The sequence below is a fragment of the bacterium genome (assembly GCA_035703895.1).
GTDB lineage: Bacteria > Sysuimicrobiota > Sysuimicrobiia > Sysuimicrobiales > Segetimicrobiaceae > Segetimicrobium.
Genome location: DASSXJ010000008.1, coordinates 21935 through 36784, shown reverse-complemented (window position 1 = coordinate 36784; position 14850 = coordinate 21935). Strand labels below are relative to the sequence as shown.

Here is a 14850-nt window from a genome sequence, read left to right as displayed (position 1 = left end):
ACGCTCGTGATGCTGGCGAGCGCGTTTGCCGGTCGGGAGCGCCTCCTCCGCGCGTACGCGGAGGCGATCCGGGAACACTACCGCTTCTACAGCTTCGGGGACGCGATGCTGATCCTCTGACCCATCGGAGTGGTCGAATCGAACGATCTCGCCCGGATCAGTGTGGCGCGGCGGCCGCTTCTCGGATGCCGTGACGGCTGAACACCATTAACAGCACGCCCTGCCCGCGCGCGAGATCCCCTCGAAACGGTTGCGGATACGGGAAGTAGATCCGCTCGGCGACGGACTCGTAGCGTGCGACGAGCGGTCCGATCGTCTGGCCGGAAGCGATGAGACCAACGCCGACCGTGTCGTCTTCCCATGGCCCGAGCCGGAGGCCGGTCCGGGTCGAGAACTCCAACCCTTGGCGGGTATTGACCTCGGATGCCGCATACCCTCCCCAGTACGCCGGAAGCAACCCCCGCCGCTCCGCATCGAGCGGGGTGAGTTCGGCGAGCGGGATGCCGCGAGAGAGGTAATAGTCGGCGGCCTCGATCAACAATGCGGCAAGCGCCAGGTTGGATTGCTTCTCTATTTCCAGCGGCGTCAATGGTCCGACCGTGGCCAGGACTTGCGGCGGCACCTGGTAGAGCGAGACGCCCCCGATCCTCACAGGTGCCGTCCCGAGGCTCGCGAACAACTGCCGCCAGGGGCCGGGGGTTCCGTCAACGACCATGACTTTTTGGACACCGTGCGCCGCGAGATAGGCCTTCACCTGAGCGGCGTAGCCGGGAATGAGGCGTCCAGAATAAAACGTGTAGTTGATGGGCCACCGGAAGAAATCTCGCGACAAGCTTCCCGTGCCCGTGCCTTCGGCCATGCGGAAATACATCGCCGCGTCGGCCTGCCAGAGCATGCTGTTGCCGTTCGCTCCGTACGGGATGACCAGGACGGTCTCCCCTTCGTGGAGGTACGCTCGGTACAGTCCGTCGGTGATGAACGACGGGGTCGCGGCGGGGGTGGCCCAGCCGGGATACCCCAGGTTCGGCAGGAGGCAGATCGCCCCGAGGGAGACGAGCGCCCATTTCTTCCGCGCGACGGCTCCGGCGGTGCTCAACCAGGTCGCCACGATGACGGCGACGACGAAGGAGATGTAGGCGGAGAAACGTCCCGGCAGGGCATTATTGATGACCGGTACAAAGAGGACGAGCCTCCAGGGAAGCGCGACGAGGCGTTGACCGGCGACATGCAGGGTGGGCCCCAGCGACGCCAGCGCGACGAGCCCCAGGGTGAAGACCAAGAACTTTCCTTCCCGTCGCCGCCAGTGGGACCGGGCGAACAGCGCGATCACCAGCAGGAGCGGGACGCCCAGGTACGCGCCTTCTTCCCCGTAGTTGCCGCTGAACGCTCGCGTGATGGGTTCAAGCGCAGACCCTCCGACGAGCGTGAGGGGAGTCGGGATCAGAAAGTTCAGCAAATCCGATGGATAGGCTTCGGGGTCGCTCACCGGAATCCGCGGAATCCCCCGGACGACGATGGCATGGAGATACGGGCTCAACGCGACCACCGCGATGCCGTAGGCGCCCAGGATCAAGACGCCCAGCGATCGGAGCCGTGGCCTGAGATCCGGGGCCAGGAGCAGGTACGCCAGGCCCAAGGCGGCCAGGCCGAAGCCGCTCAAGGTAGCGAAGACTTCGTTGGAGAGCAGGAACTGCATCCACAGCACCAACCCGAGGAGCGCGACAAATGCCCACGGCTTGATGACCTTGTCGAGCCGGAGGAGCACGAGATAGACGGCGAGGGGAATCAAGAAGATGAGCATGAGGTTCAGATGGCCTCGGAGGTGGCCCATCTCGTAGGGAGAGAACCCAAAGAGACACCCGGCCACAACCGAGGGCCAGAAATCCTTGGTGAGGTGCCGGCAGACTAAGAACGTCGCCAGGGCGGCGAGCGCCGGGGCCAGCAAGGCCAGGACGTTGTAGGCCGCCACCGGGCCCGCCCACAGCGTGATCGGGGCGGCCAGCAGGCTCGCGCCGGGCACTCCGGTCATCCACGCCAGGTTGGCGCCCTGCGGCGCCCAGAGCCGGTCCGTGAAGAATGGATTGAGCCCATGCCGCACGGCGTAAGGCCACCAGACCAGCGCCCACATCGCGAGGGACGGATCGATCCCGGATCCGACATACGCGCGGGAGAGGTGACCCAGGACCGGCCATCCGAAGAACGCCAAGGACAGGCCTAGATACATCCCGAGCGCGGCGAGCACGGCGCGCATCCCGCCCGTCCGCCGCGCTCTGCCGCCGCATTCGTTCATGGGAACACCTGGTGGCCGAGACGTGTCTCCCGCGGGGCCCGCGGGCCTATCGGTGCTTGGACGCGCGCGCCCAAAGAGATTTGTCAACGCCGGGACGGGTCTCTCGGTGGTGGTGCACGCCACGCATGTGCACACGGGAATACAACGCCAGCGTATCGACCCACATGCGCACCACATCGCGCAGCGTCAGCCGACTCGACGCCCGCAGAAATCGAGCGACGACCGGAGCCTCGGCCACTTGGTAGCCGGCTCGGTGCGCGTTGACGAGCACGTCGAGATCAAACGTGAACCGGGTCGTCCGAACCTTCGGCAACACGTCCTGCAGCACGTGTCGTCGAAACAGCTTGAGCCCCGCCTGAGTGTCCCGGACCGGCAGATGAAACATCTGCTTTACGAGCAGGAAGTAACATGCGCTTAAGATCCGCCGGGACAACGGAAACGACTGGCTCGCCGCCGGAGGGGGAGACTCCGGATGTCTCTTCGACCCGACGACAAGATCCGCGCGGTCTCGATGCAGGATGTCTAAGAACACGGGTAGCTGTTTGGGGTGAAGCTCGAGGTCCGCATCCAGGAATGCGACGAGGTCGCCCCGAGCGTGACCGGCGCCATGCCGCAGCGCGTATCCCTTGCCCCGGTTTTCCTGGTACGAGAAGATCCGCAGCCCCGGGATATGCGCCCGGGCCTTGATAGCCTGCCCGCGGGTCGCGTCGCGGCTTCCGTCGTCCACGAGGATGATCTCCCAGGAGGTGGAAAATGATCTCAGGGTATCGGCAATCTCGAGGAGATCCTCGAAGATTCGATCACCCTCATTGTGCGCGGGCACGACGACGGAGAGCTGCATCCAAATTCCCAGATGCCCAATTGTCTCCGTTCATAGCGCGTCGGGGCCGCCGCGCCGCCGATGAGCGAGGGGCGCCGCCGGCCGCCGAACGAACCTCGTGTGCTATACTCTTGACCCATGCCGTTTCGCTTCGAACTCATCCATACCGATCGAGAGACGGGCGCCCGGGCAGGCGTCCTCCACACTCCCCACGGGACCGTCAGGACGCCGGTGTTCATGCCGGTCGGGACCCATGGGACCGTGCGGGCGCTCACCCCGGAAGAAGTCCGGGACGCGGGCGCCCAGATCGTGCTGGCGAACACGTTTCACCTCTCGCTCCGCCCAGGCGCCGAGCTGATCGCCCGCGCCGGTGGACTGCACGTGTTCATGCACTGGGAGCGTCCCCTGCTCACCGATAGCGGCGGCTATCAGGTGTTCAGCCTTCCCCACCTGCGCAAGGTATCCGACGAGGGCGTCCGGTTTCGGTCTCCGATCGATGGCCGGGAGGTGACGTTCACGCCGGAACGCGTGATCGAGATCGAAGAGCATCTAGGCGCGGACATCATCATGCCGCTCGACGTGTGCCTCGGCTTTCCGGCCGACACGATGGATGTGTTCGAAGCCCACCGCCGCACCGTCCTCTGGGCCCGCCGGGCCAAGGCCGCCCGCCGGAGGGAAGATCAGGCCCTCTTCGGCATCGTCCAGGGTGGATTCGATGTGGCGCTTCGCCGCCGGGCCGCCGATGAGATAGCCGCGCTCGACTTTCCCGGCTACGCTATCGGTGGGCTCTCCGTCGGCGAAGCCAAGGGGGACATGTACGACCTAGTCGCGGCGGTCACAGAGCGCCTCCCCGTCGCCACCCCGCGGTATCTCATGGGCGTGGGATCGCCCCCGAGCGTGCTCGAGGCCGTACGGCGGGGTGTGGACATGTTCGACTGCGTCTTACCGACCCGGGTCGGGCGGACTGGAACGGCGCTCACCGCGTTGGGCCCGATGAATTTGCGGCAGGCGCAGTACACCGAGGACCTCTCGCCCATCGAACGCGAATGCCCGTGCCCGGCCTGCCGGCACTACTCGCGCGCCTACCTGAGGCACTTGGTGAAGGCCGGGGAGATGCTGGGCCCGCGCTTGGTCAGCCTCCACAACCTCGTGTTCATGGGGCGGCTGGAGGAGGCGATCAGGCAGGCGATCTGCGAAGATCGGTTCGGCGCCTGGAGCCGCGAGGCGCTGGCCCGTTACGCACCGGGCCGCGCGAGAGGGAATCCCCCCGATGTCGCAGAACCCCCCGGAACTCTGTCACGGTCGGAGGGGTGACGTGAACGCCCAGCAGGCGCTGGCCCAAATTGTGGGGCTCTTCCCTCTGATCGGCGTCTTCCTGGTTTTCTATTTTCTCTTCATCCGGCCGCAGCAGGCCCAGCAGAAACGGCACCGCGAGATGCTGGGACGTCTTAAGAAGGGCGACCGGGTGTTGACCCGCGGCGGCCTGTACGGCATTATCCTCGACGTGAAGGACAACGACATCACGCTGGAGCTCGCGCAGAACGTGCGGGTTCGGGCAGATCGCGCCGCCGTGCAATCTTTGGTGAAGCGCGGGGGCGCCGCCTCGTGAGCGGCGGCCGCACGGCCGGACCGGAGACGCCGCGCGCGGCGGGCCGCCCGCTGACCCTCGACGAGGTCAAGCGAGATCGAGAGGTCGAGGCGTACATCGTGAAGGCCGACGAGTACACGCGCGCCATCGGGTACACCGAGCACGGCGTCCGCCACGCCAATCTTGTCGCCAGTATTTCCGGGAACGTGCTCCGCAGGCTGGGACGCGACGAGCGGACCGTTCAGCTGGGTGGAATCGCGGGGTATCTCCACGATATCGGCAACCTCGTGGGGCGGGTAAGCCATGAGCACACCGGCGCGATTCTCGCGAGGGATATCCTCAACCGCCTCGGGATGGATCCGGTCGAGCAGGCGATCGTGATGGGCGCGATCGGCAATCACGAGGAGCAGACCGGCGAACCGGTGAGCGACGTGGGCGCCGCGCTGATCATCTCCGACAAGTCCGATGTGCATCGCACGCGAGTCCGCAACCCCGACCCGGTCACCTTCGACATCCACGACCGGGTGAACTATGCGGTCGAGCACTCGTTCCTCCGCGTGGACGAGGGGGCCCGCACGATCACGCTGGAACTGACCATCGATACGTCCCAAGTGATGGAGTACTTTGAGATCTTCCTGCCGCGTATGGTGATGTGCCGGCACGCGGCGAAATTGCTCGGGTGCGCGTTCAAGCTGCAGATCAACGGGACGAAACTGCTCTAGGGGGGGTCAACGATGGCTTCGTGGCAGTACCTGTGCGTATCCTGTGGCCAGACGCAGACGGCGGCGCAGCGGCCTGGAGGTGTGGTGTACCTTCGCTGCGTCGCCTGCCGTGAGTGGGGGTGGTACGAGCCGTCCAGTTTCTCCGCCCCCGGCGAGACCAAGTCTCCGACCCTCCGACTGCGCGGCCGCGCCCGTGTGCAGCGCGCTGCAGCGGGGCGTCGGCGGGCGCCTGCACGCGGCTCTCGGCGGACGGCGGCCAGGAAAGCCGCTCGACCGGCACGCAAGCGGCGATAAGCGATCACCCTGACGCCTCCTTCCAGGGGGATTCCATAGAATTCCCTAGAATCACCTAGAATGTGACCACCGTCAAGGCGGGCCGCGCCCGCTGGCTGACCCTTGGGGAAGCGGCGGAGTTCCTCGGCGTCGACGTCACAACGTTGCGCGGATGGGCCGACGCCGGGAAGGTGCGCGTCTTTCGGACTCCGGGCGGCCACCGGCGCTTTGATCTCGGGGACCTCGATGCGCTCGTCCAGGAGAACGCGCCTCCGGCCGCGGTCCTCTCCGGCACACCCGCCGGGCGGACAATGGGCCCGCGGCAGTGGCTGGCGACCCGCCCCTGGTATGACGGAATCCCTGAGTCGTCCCGGGCCCGCGTGCGAGGGTACTGCGCGGAGTTGATGCAGATCGTGGCATCGTATATCGCGGGCCGGCCCGCGCGGCCACGTCACCTCGCCGCTGCGCGTCGTGCCGGTGCGGCGCTCGGGCGGACCGTGGCTGCGTGGGGGATCACCCCCGCGCAATCGACCGAGGTATTCCTGCGTTTCAAAATGCACGTGACCGAGGCGCTGGCAGGCTCGCGCGAAGGCGGGAGCGATCGAGTCCGAGCCATGCGGGATACCGATGCGTTCCTCGAGAGCGCCCTCCAATCGATGATGGAAGCCTCCGAAGCGTCGCGTACTCGGATGGTGAGCGGCCCGCGTGGGGGACGGGGGTGAGCGAGAGGCGGCTGCGTGTCGGCACGCGCGGCAGCCGCCTGAGCCTGCGGCAGACCGAGCTCGTCATCCAGGCGCTGCGCGCACGCGTGCCCGGCGTCGTCCTCGAGGTGGTCGTGATTCAGACGGCGGGCGATCGCGCCCCTGGTGTTCCGCTCGAGCAGATGGAGGGGATTGGCTTTTTCGCCAAGGAGCTCGAGGCGGCGCTCCTCGACGGCCGATGCGATCTGGCCGTGCACAGCGCCAAAGATCTGCCAACCGAGGTACACGGGGATCTCTGCCTCGCCGCATGTCCTCCGCGGACCGACCCGAGGGACGTCCTGATCGCCCGCGCCGGGTACCGGCTTGCGACCCTGCCGGCAGACGCCCGCGTGGCCACGAGCAGCGTCCGGCGAAGCGCGCAGATCCTTCATCGGCGTCCGGATCTGGAGCCGGTGTCCATCCGCGGAAACATCGATACGCGCCTCGCCAAACTCGATCGCGGAGCGTGCGATGCCCTGTGCCTAGCAGGCGCCGGGCTGATTCGCATGGGGTGGGAGAGCCGGGTCAGCGAGTGGCTGTCCTCCGAGGTGATGCTGCCGGCACCCGCTCAGGGGGCGATCGCCGTCGAAGTGCGCCGCTCAGATCAACCCCTGATCGATCTGGTGCGCCGCATCAATCATCCACCGACTCAGGCGGCGGTGGAAGCGGAGCGGGCGTTTGTCGCGCGCCTGGGGAGCGGGTGCCGGGCGCCGGCCGCCGCGCTCGCCACGGTCGATGGCGGGGTGATGGTCCTCGAAGGGCTGGTGGCGTCGATCGACGGCACCACCGTCCACCGGCATCGCGCGAGCGGGCCCGTCGAGGCGCCCGCGCAACTCGGCGCAGCAGTGGCCGAGACTCTTCTCATGCACGCAGGGAGCGTGTTGGACGGCATCCGCGCTGTGGGCGCGGTGGCGGGAACGCGAAGGGAAGTCTTGTGACCGGGAACGGCCTGCTGTCCGGGCGCCGGATCGTCGTGACTCGCGCCCGCGCGCAGGCGCACCGCCTCAGCGCGCTGCTCGAGGCGGACGGCGCCGAGGTCATCGAGGTCCCCGCGATCCGGATCGTGCCCCCGGACGACTACGGCCCCGTCGATCGGGCGATCGACCGGCTTGCCGGGTATCAGTGGGCGGTGTTCACGAGCCAAAACGCGGTCACGCAATTCGCCGATCGCCTCAGGATACGCGGCGGAGACGCGTCGCTGCTCGGCCGGCTCCGCATCGCCTCGATCGGGCCTGCCACAGCACAGGCCCTGCTCGCGCATGGGCTCCGACCGTCGGTGGCGCCGGCCAGGTTCGTCGCCGAGGCGTTGCTCGAGGCATTTGGCGAGCGCGCGCAGGAGGTGCGCGGGGCCCGGATATTGCTGCCGCGCGCGGCCGCCGCGCGCGCGGTGCTGCCTGACGGATTGAGGGCGCTCGGCGCCGTGGTTGATGTCGTCCCCGTCTACCGGGTCGAGTTGGAGCGCGCGCAGGACCCCGGGGCGCGGACGCGGTTGCTCCACGGGACCATCGACGCCGTGACGTTCACCAGCCCTTCGACGGTCCGACACTTCGTCGAACTCGCCGGCGCAGAGGGATCGCGCGTGCTTGGGGATGCGATCATCGCCTGCATCGGGCCGGTCACCGCGGCCGCCGCGCAGGAGTGCGGTTTGTCCGTGGGTCTCATCGCAGAGGTCTACACGATTCCGGGGTTGGTGGACGCCCTGCGCGGGCGGTTGGGCCGCGCGGTCACCGCCGTCGACCGATAGGAGTAGAGACATGACATCCTTCCCGTATAGCCGTCCGCGCCGGCTTCGGCGGACCGAGCCGATCCGCGCCATGGTCCGCGAGACCACGCTTGCGCCACACCACCTCATTGCCCCCCTCTTCGTGAAGGAGGGTGTGTCGCGGCCGGTGGACATCGAGGCGATGCCGGGGCAACACCAGCACACGGTGTCGAGCCTCGTCGAGACCTGCGGCGTGCACGCCGAGCTCGGCGTGCCGGCGGTCCTTTTGTTTGGGATCCCCGCGCGCAAGGATGCCGAGGGCACCGCCGCGTGGGACCCGGATGGGATCGTCCAGCAGGCGATGCGGGCAGTGCGGGCCGAGTTCGGGGATCGGCTCGTCCTGATGGGGGACCTCTGTCTGTGCGAGTACACCGATCACGGACACTGCGGTCTCCTCAAGGGTGGGGCGGTCGACAACGACACCACGCTTGAGGCCTACGCGCGCATTGCGGTCTCGTACGCCGACGCGGGGGTGGATTTTGTTGCACCGTCGGGGATGATGGACGGCCAGGTGGGCGCGGTCCGGCGGGCCCTCGACGAGCACGGGCATCAGAACGTCGCCATCATGGCGTACGCGGTCAAGTACGCGTCGGCGTTCTACGGGCCGTTCCGGCAGGCGGCGGAATCTCGACCCCAGTCTGGCGATCGCCGCGGCTACCAGGTGGATCCCGGCAACGTCGACGAAGCGCTCCGCGAGGTACGGGCGGATATCGAAGAGGGCGCCGACATCGTCATGGTAAAGCCGGCACTCCTCTACCTCGACGTCCTCGCACGGGTGAAGACGACGTTCGGCCTGCCGACGGCGGCCTACAACGTCAGCGGGGAATACGCGATGCTGCGGGCCGCTGCCGCTCGCGGCTGGATCGACGAGCAGGCGGCGATGATGGAGGTGCTCTTCGCGATCCGCCGCGCCGGAGCTGATCTCATCCTCACGTATTTCGCGCGCGCGGCCGCGGAGCGCCTCCGGCACGGGTGAGGCGCCCCCAGGGGTCCCTTCGATCCGAGGCCCTCCGGTAAGCCTCTGGCGGGGCATACCGCCGGGGGCACCGGCGTTGTCTTGGTAATGCGTTCGATCGTCATCATGCCGTTGTTCAATGAGGAGGAGACCCTCGCGGAGGTGCTGGGAGAGGTCCGGCGTCGCACGACCGCGGAGATCCTCGTCGTGAACGACGGATCCACCGATGGGTCCGCCCGCATCCTCGAGCGGAGCCGGCCCGGTGTCCTGGTGATGACCCACGCGCAGAACGAGGGGTACGGCCAGTCATTGATCGATGGATTCGGGTACGCGGTGCGGGCGGGGTACGATGTCGCGGTGACGATCGACTGCGACCTGCAGCACGAGCCCCGGCTGATCCCCGAGTTTGTGGAGGCGGCCCGGGCCGTTGACATCGTCTCGGGGAGCCGCTACCATCCTGATGCGTCGTTCGTGCAGGACCCGGCGCCCCCCGATCGGCAGCAACTCAATGCCGAGGTGACCCGGATCGTCAACGACCTCACCGGGTATCATCTGACCGATGCGTGGTGCGGGTTCAAGGCGTACCGCGTCGCGGGCCTCGCGCGGATGCAACTCGACGAACGGTCCTACGGCCTCCCCCTGCAGGTGTGGCTGCAGGCGGCCCGGCTCGGGCTGACGGTGAAGGAGATCCCAGTTCCGCGCATCTACAAGAACCCCGACCGCCGATTCTGGGGCGGCCTGGACGATCCGGCGACGCGCCGGACCTATTACTTGTCCATCATCGACCGGGAGGTGAGCCGATGGCGGAATTCCTCGTGATCGGCGCGCATCCCGATGATGTCGAGATTGGAATGGGTGGTGCGATCGGGGCGTTCGTGCAGCGGGGGCATCGCGTCACCATCCTCGATCTCACCGACGGCGAGCCAACCCCGATGGGCTCGCCGGATATTCGGCGGACCGAGAGCGAGGCCGCGGCGCAGACGCTGGGTGTGGAGCGCCGGATCACTCTTCCGTTGCCGAACCGGTATCTCATGGATACCGTGGAGAACCGCGTCGCCGTCGCGGAGGTCATCCGCGAGGTGCGCCCCGAGATCGTGTTCCTCCCTTACGGTGTGGACGCGCACCCCGACCACATCGCCGCGGAACACCTCGGCGAAGCGGCCCGGTTCTACGCGAAGCTCACGAAGACCGAGATGCGGGGCGATCCCCACTACCCACGGCGGATCCTGCACTTTTTCTGTACGCACTACCGGCTCCACGTCGCCCCCGCGTTTGTCCTCGACATCTCCGACCAGATTCAACAGAAGATGGACGCCATCGCCTGCTACCGCTCACAGTTTAACGAGGAGCGCGGCAACGCCGCCGTCCTCGACGCGATCCGCACCGTGGCCGGGTACTGGGGCACACGCATCCGCCGGCCGTACGGGGAACCGTTCGCCAGCAAGGAAGCGCTCGGCCTCCGCAGTCTCGAGGATCTGCTGTGATCCAGCGGGCGTCGCCGGCCCCGACCGCGTACAAGGTGCCGGAGCGCTCGGGCGAGGTGCTCATCGATCCGCCGGTGGAACGCCTGCCGGCGATTCTGGACCAGGCGCTGCGCGGGGGCTGGGGGGGCGCCGAGATTCTCGGAACCCCGCTCGGGGAGTTCCGCGAACAGGTGCGGGCGCGCGCGTTGTCGATCGCGGGGGTCCCGCCGGATGCGCTGTCGTCCGCCGCTCGGCTCGTCGTCATGGGACACCAGCCGGTGTTCTTCCACCCCGGCGTCTGGTTCAAGTTTTTTCTCCTCACTCGCCTATGCCAACATTTGGACATGAGCGGGCTCTACCTGCTCGTCGACAACGACGCCCCCGGGCCGATCACCGCGGAGATCCCCTCCCAAGGAGACCAGCTCACGCGGCACACCGAGACGCTCCTCGATCTGCCGGGCGACGTGTCGCTCGAGGCGGCGCCCGCCCCAACGGAGGGACAGTGGCAAACGTTTTGCGGCCGGGTGCGCCGCCACCTCGGCACCGTCGCGGCGGGCGAGATGCGCGCGTGCTTCGAGACCTTCGTCGCGGGGGCCGCGCGGGCGCGGACGCATGCCGGCACCCTCGGCCAGTTCCTCGCCGGCGCGCGGCGGATGTATGAGGCCACCGCGGCCCCCCCCGGCTACGCAGAGGTGGCCGTCTCCGCCCTCTCCGAGACCCCGGAGTTTGCCGCCTTTGCCCTGCATCTGTTGCAGGATCCCTCTGGATTCCGAAGGCGGTATAACGCGAGCCTAGACGAGTACCGTCGCCTCCATCGCCTGCGGTCGGCCGCCAACCCGTTCCCGAACCTCGAGTCGGCGGACGGGTACGAAGAGGCGCCGTTTTGGATCGTGCGCGGGGGGAGGCGGGTCAGTCTCTTTGTCCACCGGGATAGCGATCGGCTGCAGCTGCGGACGCCGGCCGACACATTACTGGACCTGCCGGCGGGCCGGGCGGGGGTGGAGGCGCTGCGCGCGTCCGGCGTACGCATCCGGCCCAAAGCGCTCACGTTCACGATGTTCGCCCGGCTGTGTCTCGCGGATCTGTTCATCCACGGCGTTGGCGGAGCCCGCTACGACCGCGCGACCAATGCGGTGATCGGCGAGGTGTTCGGGTGCGCGCCACCACCCTACGTCGTTGCGACCGCGACCCTCATGCTGCCGCTCGCGGGCACCGGCGGCGCCGTCGAGGACGGACGGGCGCTCGAACGCCGGTTGATGGATCTGCAGCACAATCCCGAGCGGTCGCTCGCCTCCCCGTCGGAAGCCCAGCGCCGGCTGATCGACCAGAAATGGTCGCTGATCCGGGCGGTCGAGCAGATGCGCCCGGGGGCCGAGCGCCGGGCGGCCACGCACCAGATCCGCGAGATCAACGCGCAGCTTGCGCAGGGCCTTGCGGACGAGATCCACCGGCTGCAGACGAAGCAGGCGACCCTCGGCCGATCCTCGGCGGAAGTGGCGGCGACCTATCGGGGGTATCCATTCTTCTTGTTCGACCCCGCCCGCCTCAGCGCGTTGGCCGCCGCTTCGACCGCACCGGCCTGAGGTGGCCGGCGACCGGGACGCGGTGTACGCCGAAGACCTTTGGCGGAGTTACGGGCGCGCGCCGGTGCTCCGCAGCGTGACCCTCAAGGTGCCCGCTGGACGGTGCCTCGCGATTCTCGGTCCCAACGGCTCAGGGAAATCGACCCTTCTCCGCGTGCTCGGGGCGGCGTTGCGTCCGCGCCGGGGGCGGGTCCGGATCCACGGAGATGATCCATTCACAGATCCCTCCGTCCGGCGCCGGATCGGATTCGTTGGCCACGAACCGATGCTGTACGGCGGGCTCAGCGTGGGCGAGAACCTGCGCCTTCTTGCCATCTTGTACAACCTACCTGATGGATACGAACGGGCCGCCGGCGTCTGCGACCTGATGGGGATCGACCAGCCGGCAGCCCTCGTTCGTAGCTTATCCCGAGGGAGCCAGCAACGGGCCGCCCTCGCCCGCGCGCTCCTGCATCGTCCGGCGGTCCTGCTGCTCGACGAGCCCTTCACCGGCCTGGACCCCGGGGGTGCCGAGGACCTCAGCCGGACGCTCCGGGAGTTTTGCCGGGATGGGGGGGCGACGGTCATGACCACCCACAGCGCGGCCGAAGCGCTCCGCGTCGCCGACGATGCTGCCGTCCTCGCGGGGGGCCGCCTCACCGCCCCGAGCGCGCTTGCGGGGATGGATCCGGAGGCGTTGCGCGCGTGGTACGGTGAGGCGATCGCCGGGGATCATCGGTGAGGACCCTCGGCGCTCTGATCTGGAAAGACCTGGTGATCGAAGCCCGCACCAGAGAACTGGTCACGTCGATGGGCCTCGTCGCGTTTCTGGCGCTCGTGATCCAGAACCTTGCCCTGGGCCCGTCTTCCCGTCTCGGGACGGCCGCCGCCCCCGCCGTGGTGTGGGTGACGGTGTCGTTTGCGGCGACGCTGGGGCTGGCGCGCGCGCACGCCATCGAACAGGAGGGGCAGGCCCTCCAAGGGCTGTTGATGACCCCGGTCAGTCGGAGCCTCCTCTACCTCGGCAAATGCGGGGCGAACCTGGTCGTGGTGCTCATTCTTCAGATCGTTGTGGTCGTGGCGACCGCCGTCTTGTTCACCGCCGACGTCGGTCGGCACCTCATGTGGCTCTCCCTCCCGCTGGTGCTCGGCGCGGTCGGGTTCACGGCGATCGGAACGCTGCTTGGGGCGATGACGTCGGCGACCCGGCTGCGGGAAGTGCTGCTCCCGATCTTGCTGCTGCCAGTCGCGCTCCCGGTGATCATGCTCTCGCTCGCCGGGATCGGGGCAGTGCTCGACGATCGTGGACTTACCGAACTCTTACGTTCGTTGAAACTGCTGGGGGCGGTTGATATCATTTTTGGGATGCTCGGCATGTGGCTGTTTGCCTACGTGGTGGAGGAGTAAGTGATCCGGTCCCGCGACACCGCGCTCGCGTCGATCACGGGTGGCACGATGCTCATCGCCCTCTACGGCGCATTTGTGTTCGCCCAACCCGAGGCGGTCATGGGGGACATCCAGCGCATTTTTTACGTCCACCTTCCCCTGGCGTGGATCGGGTTCGTCGCGTTCGGGCACGCGTGTTGGGCTGGGATCCAGTATCTCAGGACCGCCCGGCGCGAGTGGGACGAGGTGGGGGCGGCGGCCGCGGAGATCGGAGTCCTGTTCAGCACCCTGGTGATCGTGACCGGTTCGCTGTGGGCGCGTCCCGTGTGGGGCACGTGGTGGACGTGGGATCCCCAGCTGGTGACTTACCTGATCTTGTGGCTCGTCTACGTGGGGTATCTGGTGCTGCGGGGCGCCGCCGGAGAGGACGTGCGGCGCGCCCGCTTCGCCGCCGTGTTCGCGATCGTGGGGTTTGTCGATGTGCCGCTGGTATGGCTCTCGGCCCGGTATCTCCGCGCCTTGTCCCCGGTGATCTTCACATCGCGCAGCATCGGCCTGGCGCCCTCGATGGTGTGGGCGCTTGCTGCTGGGCTCGTCGCGTGGAGCTTGTTCTACTGGACTCTGTTTCGCGCGCGCCTTGCGATCGGGCTGTTGGAGGCTGAGGTCGCGGCGCTGGCCGCCGGCGAAGTCCCTCCATGACCTACTTGTTTTGGGCCTTTGCCGCGGTGTGGATCGGCATCTTTCTGTACCTCTACGCCCTGGGTCGAAGGAGCCAAGCGCTGGCCCGCGAAGTGCACACGCTGCGCGAGAGGTTACAGAAGACCGCGCCGCCGTCTCCGTCGGCCTCGGGCCATTCTCGCGCGGGGCGTCCATGACATTCCGGCGCAGGCCCGTGGTCTTTGTCGCGGGGGTCGCCGTGTTCGTCTTCGCGCTCGCCTACCTCGTCTACGGGGGGATCCAGCAGGGGGCCACCTACTGGGTGACCGTGGGAGAGCTGCGGGGGAGGACGGGGGCCGCCGCGCAGGCGCGGGTGCGCCTTGGCGGCACGGTGGTCCCGGGGTCGATCGCATGGGACCCCTCGCACCAGCACCTCCGCTTCAGCGTCACCGACGGGACGGATGCCATTCCGGTTCACTACAGCGGGGTCATTCCTGACATCTTCAGCGCGGGCCGCCAGGTCGTGGTCGAGGGCGCGCTCCTCTCCGATGGATCCTTTACCGCCACAACGCTCCTGGCGAAATGTCCGACGAAGTATTCCCCGGCTGATCCACAGAGCCAGAGGTAATCGG

18 protein-coding genes are annotated in these 14850 nt (G+C 67.8%); 16 read left to right on the top strand and 2 right to left on the bottom strand.

Going from position 1 to position 14850, the window contains the following annotated elements:
• A partial coding sequence (locus VFP86_00535; GenBank protein HET8998112.1) for an S-adenosylmethionine:tRNA ribosyltransferase-isomerase occupies positions 1-120 on the top strand: 120 nt, incomplete at its 5' end.
• 37 nt (positions 121-157) lie between these two features.
• Here the strand turns inward: VFP86_00535 and VFP86_00530 are convergent.
• The gene (locus VFP86_00530) at positions 158-2251 is read right to left on the bottom strand and encodes a hypothetical protein (GenBank protein ID HET8998111.1); all 2094 of its coding nucleotides are present in this window, start codon (positions 2249-2251) and stop codon (positions 158-160) included.
• Between the two features lie 85 nt (positions 2252-2336).
• Positions 2337-3131 carry a glycosyltransferase gene (locus VFP86_00525; protein HET8998110.1) on the bottom strand — a complete coding sequence of 265 codons (795 nt, stop codon included), beginning with the start codon at positions 3129-3131 and terminating at the stop codon, positions 2337-2339.
• A 117-nt stretch (positions 3132-3248) separates the two neighbouring features.
• On the opposite strand from VFP86_00525, the gene tgt reads away from it, so the two are divergent.
• The 15 genes from tgt to VFP86_00450 all read left to right on the top strand — a co-directional run bounded on the left by tgt (position 3249) and on the right by VFP86_00450 (position 14846).
• Entirely contained in the window at positions 3249-4424 is a 1176-nt protein-coding gene (gene tgt / locus VFP86_00520; GenBank protein HET8998109.1) for a tRNA guanosine(34) transglycosylase Tgt, read from the top strand.
• A gap of 1 nt (position 4425) precedes the next feature.
• Positions 4426-4719, top strand: coding sequence for a preprotein translocase subunit YajC (yajC, locus tag VFP86_00515; protein ID HET8998108.1), 294 nt, complete (start codon positions 4426-4428; stop codon positions 4717-4719).
• Positions 4716-5420, top strand: coding sequence for an HD domain-containing protein (locus tag VFP86_00510; protein HET8998107.1), 705 nt, complete (start codon positions 4716-4718; stop codon positions 5418-5420). The genes yajC and VFP86_00510 overlap by 4 nt, the downstream gene beginning before the upstream one ends.
• A 356-nt stretch (positions 5421-5776) precedes the next feature.
• Entirely contained in the window at positions 5777-6415 is a 639-nt protein-coding gene (locus VFP86_00505; protein HET8998106.1) for a helix-turn-helix domain-containing protein, read from the top strand.
• A complete protein-coding gene (gene hemC, locus VFP86_00500) occupies positions 6412-7371 on the top strand; it encodes a hydroxymethylbilane synthase (GenBank protein ID HET8998105.1) in 960 nt (319 codons plus the stop codon). Before VFP86_00505 ends, hemC begins: the two co-directional genes overlap by 4 nt.
• On the top strand, positions 7368-8177 hold the full coding sequence (locus tag VFP86_00495; protein ID HET8998104.1) for a uroporphyrinogen-III synthase: 810 nt from the start codon (positions 7368-7370) through the stop codon (positions 8175-8177). The genes hemC and VFP86_00495 overlap by 4 nt, the downstream gene beginning before the upstream one ends.
• Positions 8178-8187: 10 nt before the next feature.
• On the top strand, positions 8188-9171 hold the full coding sequence (gene hemB, locus VFP86_00490) for a porphobilinogen synthase (protein HET8998103.1): 984 nt from the start codon (positions 8188-8190) through the stop codon (positions 9169-9171).
• Positions 9172-9258: 87 nt separating this feature from the next.
• Positions 9259-9969, top strand: coding sequence for a glycosyltransferase family 2 protein (locus tag VFP86_00485; GenBank protein ID HET8998102.1), 711 nt, complete (start codon positions 9259-9261; stop codon positions 9967-9969).
• Positions 9951-10634 (top strand): bacillithiol biosynthesis deacetylase BshB1, encoded by a 684-nt coding sequence (gene bshB1 / locus VFP86_00480; GenBank protein ID HET8998101.1) that lies wholly within the window; start codon positions 9951-9953, stop codon positions 10632-10634. The genes VFP86_00485 and bshB1 overlap by 19 nt, the downstream gene beginning before the upstream one ends.
• On the top strand, positions 10631-12196 hold the full coding sequence (locus tag VFP86_00475; protein HET8998100.1) for a hypothetical protein: 1566 nt from the start codon (positions 10631-10633) through the stop codon (positions 12194-12196). Before bshB1 ends, VFP86_00475 begins: the two co-directional genes overlap by 4 nt.
• Position 12197: 1 nt before the next feature.
• Entirely contained in the window at positions 12198-12917 is a 720-nt protein-coding gene (locus VFP86_00470; GenBank protein HET8998099.1) for an ABC transporter ATP-binding protein, read from the top strand.
• Positions 12914-13582, top strand: coding sequence for a heme exporter protein CcmB (locus VFP86_00465; protein ID HET8998098.1), 669 nt, complete (start codon positions 12914-12916; stop codon positions 13580-13582). Before VFP86_00470 ends, VFP86_00465 begins: the two co-directional genes overlap by 4 nt.
• Positions 13583-14260: a cytochrome c biogenesis protein CcsA gene (gene ccsA / locus VFP86_00460; protein HET8998097.1), complete on the top strand. Its 678-nt coding sequence runs from the start codon at positions 13583-13585 to the stop codon at positions 14258-14260.
• Positions 14257-14436: a CcmD family protein gene (locus tag VFP86_00455; protein HET8998096.1), complete on the top strand. Its 180-nt coding sequence runs from the start codon at positions 14257-14259 to the stop codon at positions 14434-14436. The genes ccsA and VFP86_00455 overlap by 4 nt, the downstream gene beginning before the upstream one ends.
• Entirely contained in the window at positions 14433-14846 is a 414-nt protein-coding gene (locus tag VFP86_00450) for a cytochrome c maturation protein CcmE (protein HET8998095.1), read from the top strand. Before VFP86_00455 ends, VFP86_00450 begins: the two co-directional genes overlap by 4 nt.
• The last annotated feature ends 4 nt before the right edge of the window (positions 14847-14850 follow it).

Bases quoted from the DNA above. Each gene is read 5' to 3' on its own strand.
- VFP86_00530 (HET8998111.1), bottom strand. From the start codon at position 2,251: ATGCGCGCCGTGCTCGCCGCGCTCGGGATGTATCTAGGCCTGTCCTTG.
- VFP86_00525 (HET8998110.1), bottom strand. From the start codon at position 3,131: ATGCAGCTCTCCGTCGTCGTGCCCGCGCACAATGAGGGTGATCGAATC.
- tgt (HET8998109.1), top strand. From the start codon at position 3,249: ATGCCGTTTCGCTTCGAACTCATCCATACCGATCGAGAGACGGGCGCC.
- hemB (HET8998103.1), top strand. From the start codon at position 8,188: ATGACATCCTTCCCGTATAGCCGTCCGCGCCGGCTTCGGCGGACCGAG.
- VFP86_00485 (HET8998102.1), top strand. From the start codon at position 9,259: ATGCGTTCGATCGTCATCATGCCGTTGTTCAATGAGGAGGAGACCCTC.
- bshB1 (HET8998101.1), top strand. From the start codon at position 9,951: ATGGCGGAATTCCTCGTGATCGGCGCGCATCCCGATGATGTCGAGATT.
- VFP86_00455 (HET8998096.1), top strand. From the start codon at position 14,257: ATGACCTACTTGTTTTGGGCCTTTGCCGCGGTGTGGATCGGCATCTTT.
- VFP86_00450 (HET8998095.1), top strand. From the start codon at position 14,433: ATGACATTCCGGCGCAGGCCCGTGGTCTTTGTCGCGGGGGTCGCCGTG.